General features: G+C 73.1%; 14 protein-coding genes and 1 pseudogene. 6 read left to right on the top strand and 9 right to left on the bottom strand.

Going from position 1 to position 16,635, the window contains the following annotated elements; translation table 11 throughout:
- The first annotated feature begins 2 nt into the window (after positions 1 to 2).
- Positions 3 to 1,133 (top strand): PP2C family protein-serine/threonine phosphatase, encoded by a 1,131-nt coding sequence (locus O7603_RS27085; protein ID WP_281572561.1) that lies wholly within the window; start codon positions 3 to 5, stop codon positions 1,131 to 1,133.
- A 24-nt stretch (positions 1,134 to 1,157) separates the two neighbouring features.
- Here the strand turns inward: O7603_RS27085 and O7603_RS27080 are convergent, their stop codons facing one another.
- The 8 genes from O7603_RS27080 to O7603_RS27045 form a co-directional block, all read right to left on the bottom strand.
- A complete protein-coding gene (locus O7603_RS27080) occupies positions 1,158 to 2,627 on the bottom strand; it encodes a sugar transferase (protein WP_281576827.1) in 1,470 nt (489 codons plus the stop codon).
- A gap of 230 nt (positions 2,628 to 2,857) precedes the next feature.
- On the bottom strand, positions 2,858 to 4,615 hold the full coding sequence (locus O7603_RS27075) for a substrate-binding domain-containing protein (RefSeq protein ID WP_281576826.1): 1,758 nt from the start codon (positions 4,613 to 4,615) through the stop codon (positions 2,858 to 2,860).
- Positions 4,616 to 4,859: 244 nt separating this feature from the next.
- A complete protein-coding gene (locus O7603_RS27070; protein WP_281572560.1) occupies positions 4,860 to 5,897 on the bottom strand; it encodes a lactonase family protein in 1,038 nt (345 codons plus the stop codon).
- 97 nt (positions 5,898 to 5,994) lie between these two features.
- Entirely contained in the window at positions 5,995 to 6,555 is a 561-nt protein-coding gene (locus O7603_RS27065; RefSeq protein ID WP_281576825.1) for an ATP/GTP-binding protein, read from the bottom strand.
- A gap of 73 nt (positions 6,556 to 6,628) precedes the next feature.
- Positions 6,629 to 7,009 (bottom strand): DUF742 domain-containing protein, encoded by a 381-nt coding sequence (locus O7603_RS27060; RefSeq protein WP_281572559.1) that lies wholly within the window; start codon positions 7,007 to 7,009, stop codon positions 6,629 to 6,631.
- Entirely contained in the window at positions 6,999 to 7,421 is a 423-nt protein-coding gene (locus O7603_RS27055; RefSeq protein ID WP_281572558.1) for a roadblock/LC7 domain-containing protein, read from the bottom strand. Before O7603_RS27055 ends, O7603_RS27060 begins: the two co-directional genes overlap by 11 nt.
- Positions 7,421 to 9,805, bottom strand: coding sequence for a nitrate- and nitrite sensing domain-containing protein (locus O7603_RS27050; RefSeq protein ID WP_281572557.1), 2,385 nt, complete (start codon positions 9,803 to 9,805; stop codon positions 7,421 to 7,423). Before O7603_RS27050 ends, O7603_RS27055 begins: the two co-directional genes overlap by 1 nt.
- A 237-nt stretch (positions 9,806 to 10,042) precedes the next feature.
- Entirely contained in the window at positions 10,043 to 11,533 is a 1,491-nt protein-coding gene (locus tag O7603_RS27045) for a catalase (protein ID WP_281572556.1), read from the bottom strand.
- Positions 11,534 to 11,796: 263 nt separating this feature from the next.
- Between O7603_RS27045 and O7603_RS27040 the strand changes: the two genes are divergently transcribed.
- The 5 genes from O7603_RS27040 to O7603_RS27020 all read left to right on the top strand — a co-directional run bounded on the left by O7603_RS27040 (position 11,797) and on the right by O7603_RS27020 (position 16,173).
- Positions 11,797 to 12,525, top strand: coding sequence for a hypothetical protein (locus tag O7603_RS27040; protein ID WP_281572555.1), 729 nt, complete (start codon positions 11,797 to 11,799; stop codon positions 12,523 to 12,525).
- A gap of 13 nt (positions 12,526 to 12,538) precedes the next feature.
- The gene (locus tag O7603_RS27035) at positions 12,539 to 13,552 is read left to right on the top strand and encodes a hypothetical protein (protein ID WP_281572554.1); all 1,014 of its coding nucleotides are present in this window, start codon (positions 12,539 to 12,541) and stop codon (positions 13,550 to 13,552) included.
- Positions 13,553 to 13,696: 144 nt separating this feature from the next.
- Positions 13,697 to 15,355, top strand: a complete 1,659-nt coding sequence (locus O7603_RS27030; protein WP_281572553.1) for a sodium:solute symporter family protein — start codon at positions 13,697 to 13,699, stop codon at positions 15,353 to 15,355.
- 16 nt (positions 15,356 to 15,371) lie between these two features.
- Entirely contained in the window at positions 15,372 to 15,713 is a 342-nt protein-coding gene (locus O7603_RS27025) for a hypothetical protein (protein ID WP_281572552.1), read from the top strand.
- A 76-nt stretch (positions 15,714 to 15,789) separates the two neighbouring features.
- A complete protein-coding gene (locus tag O7603_RS27020; protein ID WP_281572551.1) occupies positions 15,790 to 16,173 on the top strand; it encodes a hypothetical protein in 384 nt (127 codons plus the stop codon).
- A 134-nt stretch (positions 16,174 to 16,307) separates the two neighbouring features.
- Here O7603_RS27020 and O7603_RS27015 read toward each other — a convergent pair.
- Positions 16,308 to 16,564: pseudogene (locus O7603_RS27015) on the bottom strand (glycoside hydrolase family 6 protein); the annotation flags it as partial.
- Positions 16,565 to 16,635 lie beyond the last annotated feature (71 nt).

Raw genomic sequence — 16,635 nt, 5'->3', positions numbered from 1 at the left:
CCATGAGCGAACCGGTCAACCGGGCACGACGCAGCCTGAACGGGGCACCCGCCGATCTGCTGGTCGAGCGGATCGCCGACGTCCTCGCCCGGTCGTACGGGATCACCGACACCGAGCTGCTCCAGGTCGACTACCGGCTCGCCGTGCTGCTGCCGCTGCAGGAGGGTGAGGGGATCACCGGCCCGGGCCACCCGGCCTGGCGCTGCTTCGACCACCAGGAGCCGGTGTCCAGCGCCGGGACCGCGTACCTTCCGGTGACCATGCGCGGCGAGCGGCGCGGCGTGCTGCGGGTGGCCCCGGCGCCGGACGACCAGGGCGTGCTCGGCGAGCTGGCGGAGATCGCCACCGCCCTCGCCCACGAGCTCTCCGCGGTCTCCGCCGGGACCGACGTCTACCGCTCCGCGCGGCGCAGCCAGCGGCTGACCCTCGCCGCCGAGATGCAGTGGGAGCTGCTGCCGGGCCGGAGCCGCACCCGGCCCGCGTTCCGCCTGGCCGGGCAGTTGGAGCCGGCGTACGCGGTGCGCGGCGACAGCTTCGACTGGTCCGACGACGGGCAGCGGCTCTGGTTGTCGACCGTCAACGGGATGGGCGAGGGCGTCGCCGCGTCGATGCTCACCGCGCTGGCCACCAGCGCCCTGCGCAACGCCCGCCGGGCCGGGCTCTCCCTGGCCGACCAGGCCGCGCTCGCCGACCAGGCGATCTACGACGTGCACCGGGGCAGCCAGCACCTCTCCAGCCTGCTGATGGAGCTCGACCTGGCGAGCGGGGTGATGACCGTGGTGGACGCCGGCTCGCCCCGGCTGATCCGGCTGCGCGACGGAGAGGTGACCGATCAGGCACTGGAGGCCCAGTTCCCGCTCGGCATGTTCGAGGCGACCGACTACCACGAGCAGCGGTTCCAGCTGCAGCGCGGCGACCGGCTCTTCGTGGTCAGCGACGGGGTCGTCGACGCGACCGCGCACGACGTCCCGTACGGCGGGACGGCACTGGACCGGTTCCTGCGCCGGACCGGGTCGATGGACGCCCTGGACGCCGTCCGGTCGCTCCTCGGCGACCTGCGCGCGTTCGTGGCCGGTGACCTGGTGGACGACGCCGTGGTGGTCTGCCTGGACTGGACCGGCCCACAGGAGTGACCCGACCCCGCCCGGCAGCCGGGCTCAGTAGGCGCCGCGGCTGTTGACCACCGCGCCGAAGGTCTTCCACAGGATGGTGAGGTCGGCCGCGAGCGACCAGTTCTCGACGTAGTAGAGGTCGAGCCGGATGCCGTCCTCCCAGCTGAGGTCGGACCGGCCGCTGACCTGCCAGAGCCCGGTCATGCCGGGCTTGACCAGCAGCCGCCGGGCCACGTCCCCGTCGTAGCGGGCCACCTCGGACGGGAGCGGCGGGCGGGGACCGACCAGGCTCATCTGCCCGAGCAGGACGTTGGCCAGCTGCGGCAGCTCGTCCAGCGACCACTTGCGCAGCAGCCGCCCGACCCGGGTGACCCGCGGGTCGTCGCGCATCTTGAACATCAGGCCGTCGGTCTCGTTCCGGGCGACCAACTCGGCGAGGAGCTCGTCCGCGTTGACCACCATCGTGCGGAACTTCCAGACGCCGAACTCGCTGCCGCCCTGGCCGACCCGAGTCTGCCGGAAGAAGACCGGCCCCCGGCTGTCCAGCCGGATGGCCACCGCGATGATCGCCAGCAGCGGCAGCAGCACGGTCAGCGCGATCGTGGCGGTGGCCCGGTCGACGAGGCCCTTGACCAGCTTGCGGGCGCCCCGGAACTCGGGCGCCTCCACGTGGATCAACGGTAGGCCGGCGACCGGTCGGGTGTGGATCCGCGGACCGGCGACGTCGGTCAGCGCCGGCGCGACCACGAGGTCGATCCCGGTCCCCTCCAGCTGCCAGCCGAGCCGGCGCAGCCGGGTGGCCGTCAGCTCCCCGGAGGCAGTGACGGCGATGGTGTCCGCCCCGATCGCGGCGGCCGCCTCCGGGATGCCCCGCAGCGACCCGACCACCGGCACGTCCCCCAACCGCTGCGCGACGGGTGCCAGCAACGCGTCCGGGATGCACGCCCCGACCACGTGGTAGCCGGCGTACGGCTCCCGGCGCAGGGTGAGCACCAGTTCCAGCACGTGCGCGGTGTCGCCGACCACCAGCACCCTGCGGGACCAGCCGTCGCCGTTCGACCGGGCCCGGTGCAGCCGCTTGCGGGCGGCGAACCGCGCCGCCTCGAGGCCGACGAGGCCCACGGCGAAGGAGATGGCCAGGAAGCCCCGGGAGACGTTCAGGTCGGCGACGTAGCCGAGGATGGCGACCCCACCGGCCAACCGCAGGCTCGCCGTGCCGACCCGGCGGTACTCGTCCGCGCCGTAGCCGATCACCCGGTCGTCGTAGCAGCCGAGCGCCTTGAGCGAGACCAGCCAGGCGAGCATCAGCGCGGGGGCCACCAGCACGTACGAGATCTGCCAGCTGCTCGGTTCCCCGTCGCCGAAGCGGGCCAGGTAACCCACCAGCAGCGCGACGGTCAGGACGGCGGTGTCCAGCACCACCAGGACCCGGATGTAGGCCCGCTCGTCGGCCCGGTCGAGGGCGCCGGACGCGTCGGCGTCCGTGCCCGACGCCGTCCTGGCAGGGGTCAACAGCGTCGCTGAGGTCACCGGCACCTCCCACTTCGCGCGGCACGACCATGGTCGACGATCGGCCGGGGTGCGGACCGACGACGCCGGAACACGTCGACATCCTGCCCCGACAACTATCGCTGCCGATTGCTTCCGACGTATTGCCGTCACTTTTACCGGTCGCCAACACCACGAAAAAGGGCCCGCCGTACGGCTTCAGCCGCACGACGGGCCCTTGTCGACTGTCCGGGCAGTCAGCGCGGTGCTGGCGGCCGCAGCGCGATGGCCTTGAGGAAGATCGCGCCGATCTCCGTCGGGTTCTTGGTGACGAAGCTGCCGCCGCCGGTCTCCTTGACGATCGAGTCCAGCTCGGCCTTGCTGACGCCGTCACCGATACCGATGATGATGACCTGCACCGGGCGCTCCGGGTCGGCGAGGCGCTTCAGCTCGGAGAGCAGCTTCGCCTGGGTGATGCCGTTGTCGTCCTCGTTCTTGCCGTCGGTGAAGAGCACGATCGAGTTCACCCGGCCCGGCTGCCAGTCCGCCTGCACCGTCTTGTAGGCGGCGAGCATGGTGTCGTAGAGGCCGGTGTTGCCGCTCGACGGCTTCACGGTGCTCAACGCGCCCTCGAGCCTGCCGCGCTGACTGGAGAGCGGGCCGATCGGCACGAGTTCCTTGTAGTCCCGGCTGCCGACCAGGTTGGTGGAGAAGGTCCAGAGGCCGATCTGCCACGAGTCGTCGAAGAGGCTGAGACCGCGCATGGCGGCCTCGACCGTGACCTCCTCGCGGGTGCGGTTGTTGGCGGTCGGCACCTCGTCCTTCATCGAGCCGGACACGTCGATGACGGCGAGCATGCGGCCCGTCTGGGTGGCGATGGACCAACTGGAGACGACGCGGTCGATCGCGACCGGGTCCAGCCCGCCGGCCGCCGTGCCGCCGTTGGCCGGCGCGGTCGACGGCCCGCCCGCCGGGCTCGGTGCGCCCTGCGGCGCCTTGAAGCCGTCGCCCCAGTTGCCGTCCGGCGCGCGCAGCGACACGCCTGCGAGCCGGTTGCGGAAGGTCGCGGTGGTGAGCACCTCGTACAGCACCCGCGCCGCGGAGGCCTTGGCCGGCTCGATGCCAGGCAGCACCGCGTATGGGTAGTCCAGCGGCGCCGGCGCCGGCTCCAGGTAGAGCGCGGCCAGCGGAACCGGCGGCTTCTTGCTGTTGTACGCGATGACGTCCTCTTCGGAGAGCGCCGCGGCCCCGAGACCGCTCGCGATCGCCGTCGGGTCGTCGGAGGTCGGGAACCGGGCCAGCAGGTCGTTGCGCAGCGCCGAACGGCCGGTCGCCAGCGCGCGCAGCGCGCCCACCGTGTTCCGCTGGGCGTCGCCACCCGCCCCGTTGGCCGCCGTGGTCAGCGACATCAGACCGGAGAGACCGGCCGCGTCCCGGGTGGGCTCGACGATGCCGGTGCGCAACGGCTTGCTGCCGTTCACCTGCTTCAGCAGGTCGGTCCAGGTCAGCTTCGCGTCCGGCCAGCCGATCCGCGTCGCGATCGGCTCCGGCATCGCGACGACCACCGGGCTGCGCGCGATCGAGGCGCCGTTCGTCGGGGCGAACGCCGTCGCGTCCTTCTTCAGCCGCAGCAGCCAGGTGGAGGAGTCCGGGATCCACACGTCCGGGGTGACCGCGGTGCCGCTGGCCTGGCCGACGCCGGCGAGGATCGCGCCGTGCTTGGCGGCGACCACCGAGGCGACCTCCATCGGGTCGGACGCGGAGACATTGACCGCGATGCAGGTGCCGCCCACGGCGGCACCGTCGTCGACCCACTGCGCGGCGGCGGCGTCCACCGCGGGCGCGAGCTCGGAGGCGACCGCCACGGAGAGTTCGATCTTCCCGGAGCAGGAGGGTTTTATCAACTCCCGGTAACCGAACCAGGTGCCCGCCGCAACGACGACGAGCGCCGTCGCCGAGGCGGCGGCGGCGACTCCACGGAGTTTTGAATGCATGCGATGGCGGCCCGCTGACACGGAGACCATCTTGCGTATCCGAATGGCGTCTTGCCACAACCGAACGGACGAAAGTTACGGAGGAGATACAGTTGATCGCCAATTGTCGACGGAGAGTGGCGGCCTGGCCTCGCCGAGTGGTGACATGGGTCGATGATCCGAGCCGACCGGCGGGCCGTGGCGCGGCCCCGGTGGCCCATGGCCCAGGGTGGCCGGTCCCCGTGCCGCCGTCGCCGGGGGCGCGCGGGCTCGCGGCGCGGTGCAGTCAGGCCAGGACGCAGGTCGGGCTCGGCACCGGGACAGGTTCACCGACCGCGACGGGCGCCGCGGTCGCGGGGTCGACCCGGAAGACACGGACCATGTCGGCCCGCTCGTCGGCGACGTAGAGGTGCTCGCCGATCAACGCGAAGTGCCGTGGCCACTCCCCGCCGGTGTCCACTTCGGAGACCAGCTCCGGCTGCTCCCCTCGCAGGTCGAAGACGGCAATCGTGCCGACTCCCCGGTTCGCCACGTAGAGGAACAGCCCGTCCGGCCGCACCGCGATCTCCGACGGCTGGACGTGGCCGGGGCGCCCGCTCGCGTCCACCCGGCTGCGCTGGTGCAGTGACCCGTCGGCCGTCAGCTCGTAGCCGGTCACCGTCGCGTCCAGCTCGCCGACCAGGTAGCACCGCCGCCCGTCCGGATGGCGGGCCAGGTGCCGGGGCCCCGCGCCGGCCGGCGTACGCACCCGCGGCGCCCGGGGCACCAGCCGACCGGAGGCCGCGTCGAGGTCGTACCGGTAGACCGAGTCGGTGCCCAGGTCGACGGCGAACAACGGGCCGCGGCCCGGGTCCGGCGAGACCATGTGCGCGTGCGCCTGGCCCTGGCGCTCCGGGTCTGCCCCGTGGCCCTCGTGCACGACGAGGTCGCTGCGCTCGCCCGGCACGCCCCGCGGGTCGAGCGGGAAGACGGTCACGCTGCCCCCGCCGTAGTTGGCCGCCACGAGGTGACCGCCGTCCGGGAGAACGGCCAGGTGACACGGCTCGGCGCCGCCGGTGGGGCGGCTGCCCAGCGGCGTCAGGTCGCCGTCGACGCCCACCCGCCACGCGCCGACCGCACCGGCGGGCAACTCGTTGACCGCGTACAGCACGGGCAGGGTGGGGTGCCGGGCGAGGAAGGACGGTGCGGCGGTCTCCGCGACCGTGCCCAGCAGGGTCAGCCCGCCGGAGGCCGGGTCACGCCGGGCGGCCACGATGCCCGTCCCGCGCCCGCCGCTGTCCGCCGTGTAGCACCCGATGTGGACGACCTCGCCCCGACCGTTCACCGATCCCGCCCTCCGCCGCTCCTCCGTCAGATCCAACCAGAGGCTTCCCGGGATCCCGCCCGGTTAGCCCTCCCGGTGCGGCCGAATTCCGCGCCTCTCAGGCCGCCGGCACCGGTTCGCCCCGCTGACGGGCCACATGCTCGACCAGCGAGATCAGCACGAGCTTGCCGGACTGCCGGTCCCGCGCGTCGCAGAGCACCAGCGGAACCTCGGGGTCGAGGTCGAGGGCCTGGCGCACGGTGTCCAGGTCGAACCGGCGGGAGTTCTCGAAGCAGTTCACCCCCACCACGAACGGGATCCCGCGCTGCTCGAAGTAGTCGATCGAGGGGAAGCAGTCGGCCAGCCGCCGGGTGTCGGCGAGCACCACCGCTCCGAGCGCGCCGAAGGCCAGCTCGTCCCAGAGGAACCAGAAGCGGTCCTGCCCCGGCGTGCCGAAGAGGTAGAGCTGGAGGTCGTCGTTGATGGTGATCCGGCCGAAGTCCATCGCGACCGTCGTGGTCGACTTGGCCTCCACCCCGGAGAGGTCGTCCGTGCCGACGCCGGCGCCGGACAGGATCTCCTCGGTCTGCAACGGCCGGACCTCGCTCAACGCGCTCACCAGCGTCGTCTTGCCGGCCCCGAACCCGCCGGCGACGAGGATCTTCAGGGCCAGCGGGATCCGGGTGCCGTTGCCCCCGGCCCGGGCCCCGGCCCGGGCCCCGGTCCCGGCCCCGGCCCCGGCCCCGGCTCGGTCATAGCGCACGGAGTCCACTGACCACCGCCTTGAGGATCTCGTCGTGGGGTAGGTGGGCCGCGGCGGGCGGCTCGTGCACCGCGACCAGACCGCGGTCGAGCAGGTCCCCGAGCAGAACCCGGACCACGCCGACGGCGAGGTCCAGCTCGACGGCCAACTCCGCCACGGGGACCGGCTGGTGGGCCAGCTCCACCAGGCGCCGGTGCTCCGGCGGCAGCTGCGGGTCGGCGGCGTCGGGCCCGGCCAGGACGTACGCGACCAGGTCGAAGCCGTCGACCGCGGAGCGCACCCGACCGCCGGTCAGGGTGTAGGGGCGGACGACCGGGCCGGCCTCGCCGTCCAGCCACTCGTGCTGCGGCCCCGGCGGCTCAGTCCGCATCGCCGGCCCCCGCTGTCGGACGGGCGGGGGCGCTCAGATTCTCACCCACCCGGATGACCAGCATCGCCATCTCGTACGCGACCAGACCGATGTCCGCGTCCGCGTCGCTCACGACGGCGAGGCAGGCGCCCTGACCGGCGGTCGTGACGAAGAGGTACGCGGACTCCATCTCCACCACGGTCTGCCGGACCGGCCCGCCGTCGACGTGTCGGCTGGCCCCCCTGGCGAGGCTGGCGAAGCCGGCGGCCAGGGCGCAGAGGTGCTCGGCGTCGGCCCGGTCGAGGTCGGCGGAGGCGCCGATCAGCAGGCCGTCCGCCGACAGCACCACGGCCTCACGGGCGGCCGGTACGCGTTGCACCAACTCGTCGAGCAGCCAGTCGAGATCGGCGCTCTGCTTCGTCGATTGCCGCACTAGGCGTCCCTCTCAGTCTCGGTCGGGGGTTCCGCGGCCGCCGGGGCGTCGGGCGTCCGGGGCGGTTCGTCGGGGGACGGCGCCGGGCGGGCCACCCCGGCGGCCTGGCGCCCCCGGGTGGTGCCGGCCTGCAGCGCCGACATCACCCGGCGCACCTCCTCCGGCGCGCGCGGGGTGGGCTGGTCGGTGACCGCCGGCCGGGGGCGGGCGCTCGGAGCGCGCCGTCGGACCCGGCGGGGCAGGCCGTCGATCTCGCCGACGATGTCCGAGCCGGCCGGGGGCTCCTCGTCCGCTGCCGGCGTGGGCCGAGGCCCGGCGCCGTTGCCCCCCGGCTCGCCGGACACCGGCGCGCCGGCCGACCGGCCGGGGCCCGCCGGGTCGGTAGCCGCACGGCGGTTCGCCGCGGCGCGTGGCCGGGGGACCGTGCTCCGCCGCGCCCCGCGCGCCAGCCGCCGGTCCGGCCGCGCCGCGGCACGGCCGGCCGGGTCCAGACCGGCCGGCGGCGGTTCGTCGGTGACCAGATCGCTGGGCACGAGCACCACCGCGATCACCCCGCCCGGCTCGGACCGGCGCAGACTCACCCGTACGGCGTGCCGGGCCGCCAGTCGGGCCACCACGAACAGGCCGAGCCGGGCGCTCTCGGCCGGGTCGAACTCGGGCGACCGGGACAGCCGACGGTTGGCGTCCTCGAACGCGGCGTCCGACATGCCCAGACCCTGGTCGGTGATCTCCAGCGCGTAGCCGTTGGCGACCCGCTGGCCGGCGACGGTGACCCGGGTGGCCGGCGGGGAGAACGCGGTCGCGTTCTCGATCAGCTCGGCGAGCAGGTGGATCACGTCGCCGACCGCCCGCCCGAGCAGGCCCGCCGGCTGCACGGCGGTGATGTCCACCCGGTCGTACGCCTCGACCTCGGAGATCGCGCCGCGGACAAGGTCGACCATGGCGACCGGGTTGCGCCATCCTCGGCCGGGCGCCGCGCCGGCCAGGATGACCAGGTCCTCGGCGTGCCGGCGGAGTCGGGTGGCGAGGTGGTCCACCTGGAACAGCTCGGCCAGCTCGTCCGGGTCCTCGGCGCCCCGCTCCATCCGGTCGAGCAGTGCCAGCTGCCGGTGCACCAGGCCCTGACTGCGCCGGGCGATGTTGAGGAACACCTCGTTGAGACCCCGGCGCAGGGTGACCTCGTCGACCGCCGACTGGACCGCCGTCCGCTGCACCTCGGTGAACGCGCGCGCCACCTGACCGATCTCGTCGTCGCCGGACTCCAGCGGGGGCGCCTCGCGGGCGACGTCGACGTGCTCGCCCCGGCGCAACCGGGCCACCACGTCCGGGAGCCGGTTCTCGGCCAGCTCCAGGGCGGCGCTCCGTACGCCGCTGAGCCGCCGGGCGAGCGAACGGCCGACCCGCACCGCCACCAGCACCGACACCACGACGGCGACCAACCCGAGCACGCCGGCGGCGGCGAGCCGGACCAGGACGCGCACCGCCGTCGGCACCGAACGGTCCGCCAGACCGTCGGCCGCCGCCAGCTCGAACTCGCGCAGCTCCTGCTGGACGGCGTCGTAGCTGGTCTGCCACGCGGCCGGGTCGACCGAGGGTGTCGACCGGTCGGCGACGACCAGGCTGTCCTGCATGGTCCGCAGCCGGGCGAACGCCTCCCCCTCGGTCAGCCGCTGGTAGGTCGTCCGGTCCGCGGCGGGCAGGTCGGCCACCGCGTTCTCGGCGAGGAACCGCTGGTTGCCGATGATCTGCACGAGCTGGAGGTGCTCCCCCTCGGCGAACCGGCCGGCGGTCAGCGCACCGGCGAGCAGGGCGTCGGCCTGCCCGAGCAGCTCCCGGGACCGCCCGAGGTCGGTCAGTGCGCGGGCCTGCCGGTTGAGGTCCACTTCGGGTAGCGCGGCCATCCCGGAGAACGCCTGGAAGGCCGAGGAGATCACGCCGGTGTAGAGGCCCAGGGCGCCGGCGCGGTCCAGCTTCCGCTGGTCGATGAAGTCCCGCCCGGCCGGCAGCGCGTCCAAGCCGGTGACCAGCCGGTCGACGCTGGCCTCCAGCGCCTCGCCGGCGGCGTCCCGCAGCTCCTCGCCGGCCACCCGCCGGCGCAGCTCGTCGATCGCCCGGTCGGTCCGCTGCCGCTGTTCGGCCAGTGCGGGCAGCGGCTCGGTGCCGGCGAGCTGCACCACCGTGAGCCGACGTTCCCGTTGGAGCTCGGCGACGACCGCCTCGCCGGGGCGGCCGAGGTCGTAGAGGAAGGTCCGCGCGGCGAGCAGGTCGAGCGCGGGGCCGAAGGTGAGCGTGGTGGCGAAGATCCAGAGCGCGAGCAGGGCCGTCACCGGCACGACGACCAGCGCCGTCAGCTTCGAGCGGATCGGCCAGTCGCGCGTTTTCATCAGACCTCGCCCGGACGTGTGGCAGGAGGGGCGCCGGCGACGGCCGGGCAGCGCTCCCACCGGGCAAGGCTCCCGGCACCCGGCGCCGGGCACCGGCACGGGCGCCTTGGGCAGGATACGTAATCCCGGGCGGATGCACTACCGCCCGTTGCGACTACCACGACGCTCCGGTGTGGAGCCCACCACACGCCGTGCGCCCCGCCGGCGCTGACCGACGGGGCGCACGGAACGGGTCGATCAGGCGTTGACGGCGATGCCGAGCCCCTCGGCGACCCGCCGGCCGTACTGCTCGTCGCACTGGCTGAAGTGCCAGACCATCTTCTCCTGGATGTGCTTGTCACACTGGCCGAGCAGGTTGATCATGTTCGTCACCAGGTCGTCACGCTCCCACTCGGGCATGGTGCGGAACCGCTCGCCGGCCTGGGCGTAGTTGTTCTGCCGCTCGAACGGCGCGCGCATGATCCGGCCCGAGACGAACGGGCGGTACTCCCGGTAGGACTCGTCGGCCTCCCGGAGGCCGGCCACCGAGGACGGCTCGAAGTTGATGTGCGGATTGCCACCCCGGTCGTCCACCTGGTACGACATCTGGCCGCCGTCCTGGTTCGTGCTGACCCGGACGTCCTCGCGCGGCGCGTTGATCGGCAGCTGGAGGTAGTTCGGGCCGACCCGGTAGCGCTGCGTGTCCGAGTAGGAGAAGGTGCGGCCGACCAGCATCTTGTCGTCGGAGAAGTCCAGGCCGTCGACCAGCACGCCGGTGCCGAACGCGATCTGCTCGTTCTCGTTGTGGAAGTTGGTGACGTTGCGGTTGAGCGTCATCATGCCGACCGGGCGGAGCGGGAAGACGTCCTCCGGCCAGGTCTTGGTGTCGTCCAGCGGGTCGAAGTCCAGCTCGGGGTGCTCGTCGTCGCTCATGATCTGGACGTTGAGCTCCCACCGCGGGTACTCGCCGCGCTCGATCGCCTCGTAGAGGTCCTTGGAGGCATGGCCCAGCTCGGTGGCCTGGATCGCGGCGGCCTGCTCCTCGGTCAGCGACTCGATGCCCTGCTGCGACTTCCAGTGGTACTTGACCAGCACGCCCTCACCGGCCACGTTCACCATCCGGTAGGTGTTCACCCCGAAGCCGTCCTGGGTGCGGTAGTTCGCCGGGATGCCGCGCGGGCTGAACAGCCAGGTCAGCATGTGCATCGACTCCGGCGTGTTCGACATGAAGTCGAAGATCCGGTTCGGCTCCTGGCGGAAGGTCACCGGGTCCGGCTTCAGCGCGTGGATCACGTCCGGGAACTTGATCGCGTCCCGGATGAAGAAGACCGGCAGGTTGTTGCCGACCAGGTCCCAGTTGCCGTCCTCGGTGCGGAACTTGACCGCGAAGCCGCGCGGGTCGCGGGTCGCCTCGGAGGAGTCCCGGCCGCCGATGACGGTGGAGAAGCGGACGCTCACCGGCGTCTTCCGGCCCTTGGCCTGGAAGAGCCGCGCCCGGGTGTAGGTGGACGCCGGCTCGGCGCCGATCGTCCCGTACGCCTCGAACTCGCCGTGCGCGACGAAGCCGCGGGCGTGCACCACCCGCTCCGGGATCCGCTCCCGGTCGAAATGGCTGATCTTCTCCAGGAAGTGGTAGTTCTCCAGCGTCGCCGGACCGCGCGAGCCGACCGTCCGCTGCTGCTGGTTGTTGTGCACGGGATGGCCCTGACGAGTCGTCAGGACCGGCTTGCTGGCCTGGGGGTCGCTCATCGCTCTCCTCCTGAACGCGTCGCTCGTGGCAGTCGGGCGCCCACCCGCCGAACACCACGCGGGCCGTCCGGCGGCGGTCGGACCCGACCGGCATCACCTCACCCACCCAAGCGCGTTCTCTGGAATGAGTCAAATTTTGGCGGGACTGGCCCCGTACTCCCGACACTCACCTCGACCGCCCCGCGTGGATCGCGCAGGAAAGTGCCCCGGATCGGGATTGGCGATCAGCGACCCGAGGGAATACCGGTGGCGAAGGAGGAGCCATGTCGCCCACGCAGATAGTCGTCATCGTTCTCGTCGTACTGGTGGTCGCGGCGCTGGCCGTCGCCGGGTGGACGCTGGCCCGCCGCCGGTCGCTGCGCAGCCGGTTCGGGCCGGAGTACGACCGGACGGTCGCCGAGCGGGACAGCCGCGCGGCCGCCGAGCGGGAGCTGCGCGACCGGGAACGCCGGCACGCCGAACTCACACTCACCCCCCTCGACCCGGAGTCCCGGGCCCGCTACGCCGCCGCCTGGGAGGAGCTTCAGGTCCGCTTCGTCGACTCCCCCGCGGAGACCGTGGGCGACGCCGACGAACTGGTCACCCGCCTCGTCGCCGAACGGGGCTACCCCACCGGGGACTTCTCGGACCAGATCGCCCATCTCTCCGTCGAGCACGCCCGCACGTTGACCCACTACCGGGACGCCCACGAGATCCACCTGCGCAACAGCCGGGGCGAGGCCGACACCGAGGAGCTGCGCCAGGCCGTCGTGCACTACCGGGCGCTCTTCGCCGACCTGCTCGGCGAGGACCCGGTCGGGCACCGGCCGCCGGAGCAGCGCCAAGCGGACCCGAGCGAGGAGCCGGCCCACCCGGACACGTCCCACGACCAGGACCGCGCCCCGGCCTCGGCCGAGCACGCCCACCCGGACGCGGCCGACGGGCAGGCCCGACCGGACGCACCCCGGGAGCAGCGCCACCCGGACACGCCCCACGACGTCACGAGCCGCTGAGGAGGCCATCGCCATGCGCCAGGAAGAGCAGCAGGTGAGCAAGGACCACCCCGAGGCCGTCGGGTCGGCGCCGGTACCGGTGCCGCCCGCCGGCGACCGGGGCGCCCGGTCGGACGTACCGGAGGACGCGCTGGACGACCGGGGCACCTTCGACGATCCCGAGGTCGCCGGGGAGCCCACCGACGCCGGCCGGACCGACGCGGACCGGGACGACGACGGGCGGGTCGTCCGGACCGCGTCGCGGGACGCCGACGAGGGCGGCTTCCACGACCCCGGGCCGACGCCGACCGCCCTGGGCGCTCCCACCGTCGGCGGGGCGGTCGCCGCGTCCGCCCTGGCCAGCCCCCGTCCCGAGGACGAGCCGGACCCCCGGGAGGAATGGACCGCCCGCCCGGGCGACGGCGCCGAAGAGGGCGAGCGGGAAGGACTGCGGGCCGACCCGACCGCCGAGCTGGGCTGGGGCGAGGACAACCGGGCCGGGTCGGGGCCGGCCGGCCGTACCGTCGTGCCGCCCGGCGCCACCGAGGGCGACCCGGAACGCCGCGGTGACCTGACCGGACCGGGTGGCGATCGCGACGCGGGCGTCGGAAGCCCGGCCGCCTACGGCAGCCCCGCGCCCCGGATGGTCGACCCGGACGCGGTGTCGCCGGACGCCGACCCCGCGATCGCCGGGGCGACCGGTGCGGCCACCACGGGCGCGGCCGGCGACCTGGCGGCGGCGGGGACCTCTCGACCGGCCGGTTCGACCGTGGCGGCCGAGCCGGTGTTCCTCTTCGACGCCGACACCGCGCAGGGCTTCCGGGACCGCTGGCGGGACGTCCAGCTCCGCTTCGTGGACGACCCGCGAGCCGCGGCCGGCGACGCCCAGGCGCTGGTCGAGGAGGCCATGGAGGCGCTCTCCGCCGCGCTGGCGGCGCAACGGACCGCGCTCGGCGGCTGGCAGGGGGCGGGCTCGGCCGACACCGAGGAGCTGCGGATGGCGGTCCGCCGGTACCGGGACTTCCTGGACCGGGTGCTCGGCCGCTGAACTGGTCCCGTGGGCGCCCCGGCCGGTCGGCGGGGGCGCCCACCCATGTCCGCCCCCGGCCGGGGACAGGCGTGGAATTTCGCGTTCGGGGTAATAGGGCGCGCGCACCAACGGACACGGGACGGCGGGACGAAAGGTGACGGGATGGACGGCGGCGGACTTCGGCTGGACATGAACGCCCTGGACTACGTCCTCCTGGCGCTCTACTTCGTCACCGTCCTCGGCGTCGGCTTCGCCGCCCGGCGCGCGATCCGCACCAGCGTCGACTTCTTCCTCTCCGGTCGTTCGCTGCCGGCGTGGGTGACCGGCCTGGCCTTCGTGTCGGCGAACCTCGGCGCGCTGGAGATCATCGGCATGGCCGCGAACGGCGCCCAGTACGGCATCATGACGGTCCACTACTACTGGATCGGCGCCGTGCCGGCGATGGTCTTCCTCGGCATCGTGATGATGCCCTTCTACTACGGCTCGAAGGTCCGCAGCGTCCCCGAGTACCTGCGGCTGCGGTTCAACCGACCGACCCACCTGCTGAACGCGATCAGCTTCGCGATCGCCCAGGTGCTCATCGCCGGCGTCAACCTGTACGCGCTGGCCCTGGTGATGCAGGCGCTGCTCGGCTGGCCGCTCTGGGTGGCGATCGTGGTCGGCGCGGCGATCGTGCTGGCCTACATCACCATCGGCGGTCTCTCCGGCGCGATCTACAACGAGGTGCTCCAGTTCTTCGTGATCCTGGCCGGCCTGATCCCGGTCACCGTGATCGGCCTGGTGAAGGTCGGCGGCGTCTCCGGGTTGATGGACGCGGTGCGCGAGTCGAAGCTCGGCGAGGCGGGGCTGCACGCGTGGCAGGACACGACCACCACCGCCAACCCGCTCGGCGCGCACTGGATCGGCATCGTCTTCGGCCTGGGCTTCGTGCTGTCGTTCGGCTACTGGACGACCAACTTCGCGGAGGTGCAGCGGGCGCTGTCGGCGAAGAACATGAGCGCCGCCCGGCGTACGCCGATCATCGCCGCATACCCGAAGCTGCTGATCCCCGCGGTCACCGTGATCCCGGGCCTGGTGGCGCTGGTGACCGTGCAGGGGCTCGGCGCGCCGAGCGGCGACCTGCAGTACAACAACGCCATTCCGCTGCTGATGCGGGACCTGCTCCCCAACGGCGTGCTCGGGGTCGCGGTGACCGGTCTGCTCGCCTCGTTCATGGCCGGCATGGCGGCGAACGTGAGCGGCTTCAACACCGTGTTCACGTACGACATCTGGCAGGCGTACGTCCGCCGGGACCGGCCGGACGACTACTACATCCGGATCGGCCGCTACGCCACCATCGCCGCCGTGGTGATCGGCATCGGCACGGCCTTCATCGCGGCCGGCTTCAGCAACATCATGAACTACATCCAGGCACTGTTCTCGCTGTTCAACGCGCCGCTGTTCGCCACGTTCATCATCGGCATGTTCTGGAAGCGGATGAGTGCCCTGGCCGGGTTCTGGTCCCTGCTGCTCGGCACCCTGGCCGCCCTCGCCACCTACCTGCTCTACAAGGGCGGGGTGATCCACTTCAACTCCGACCTGGAGGAGAGCTTCTGGGGCGCCGGCATCGCGTTCGTCACGGTGGCCGTGGTCGCCGCGATCCTCACCCCGCTGACCGCGCCCAAGCGCGACGAGGATCTCCGCGGGCTGGTCTACGGCACCGGCGGCATAGACCTGAAGGCCGACGTTCTCGCCGGTGACCGGGCCTGGTACCGCTCCCCCGTCCTGCTCGGCGTGATCGCCGTGGCGCTCGCCATCCTCTTCTACATCCCGGTCTTCTAGGAAAGGTGTTCGCGAGATGGACAACCGCAGCGAGCCGGCCCGCGACCCGCTGATCACCGGGGCCGAGTCGGAGCAGCGTCGCTCCGCCGCCGCACGCCTGTTCGACATCCGCCGGGTGATCGGTGGGCTCTTCGCGGTGTACGGGATCATCGTCACGCTGATCGGGGTGTTCGACAGCCAGGCCGAGATCGACAAGGCGGAGGGCGTCCGGATCAACCTCTGGGCCGGCCTGGCGATGCTCGGCTTCGGCCTGCTGATGCTGCTCTGGCAGTGGCTGCGCCCGGCCGAGCCACCGGCCAGCCCCGAGGAGCGGGGCGTGATCGGTCCGCCGGGCTCCGGCAGCGCGACCGACCGCTGACGCGGGCATGAGGGCCGCCGCACGGGGTACGCGGGAAGGGGTCAGGTAACGCGCCTGGGGACAGGAGGGCAGCAGCATGACCGATCGCGACCGCCAACCACCGCTGGAGGAGAGCCCGGAGATGGCCGCGGCGGTGGACGACGACAGCACCGTCCCGCAGCTGATGACCGGGGGCGGCGCCGACCGGGACAACCCGGCCTTCGCCGAACCGGGTGATCGCGCCGACCGGGGCGCGCCGACCGACGATCTGCTCGGCGACCCGTACGCAGCCGGGACCGGCGCCACCGGGACCGGGACCGGCGCGGGCGGGGACAACATCCGCACCGGTGCCGAGCAGCCCTGGGACCCGGAGGACCTGGTGATGGCGCGCGGTCAGGACCTCACGCCGGAGAACATCGAGCGAGCCCGCCGGGACCTGGCCGAGCTGGGCCAGGCAGCGGTGGAGCGAACCGTGCCGTGACCCGTACTCGCGAGGGGGTCCCTGACCCGACCGGGGAGCGGTCGGGTCAGGGACCCGGGACACCCGCCGCCGGAGTGCCTCACCTGCCGCCGGCGGCCGGCAGGCGGCACCCGTACAGCGGCGGGTAGGCGTTCCATCCGGTCGAAGCCCTCGCCCTCGTCGTTCTCGATGAGGCGGCTCGAGCCGTCTGACTCGCCCGGGGCCTTCACCCGGACGTACGCGTCGATGCCCGACTCCGGGGCGGCCTTGAGTCGCTCACCCGGTCCCGCGCCAGACTGGTCGCACCTGTTGCCGGCGTGGATCGGCGGTCGACGCGTCCCCCGTTGACGTAGGTGTCCACGCTGGTCGTCGCGCCCGGGCCGGGGTTGGGCCGGGCGGTGCCGCCCCAGCCCGGCGGACCCGCGTTCGCCACGGTGACCTGGATGGTCACCAGCCCTGTCGGCTATCGCGTGGGAGCGCTTC

Source organism: Micromonospora sp. WMMD812 (assembly GCF_027497215.1).
In the GTDB taxonomy this organism is placed as follows: Bacteria; Actinomycetota; Actinomycetes; order Mycobacteriales; family Micromonosporaceae; genus Micromonospora.
This window is presented reverse-complemented; position numbering and strand designations above follow the sequence as displayed.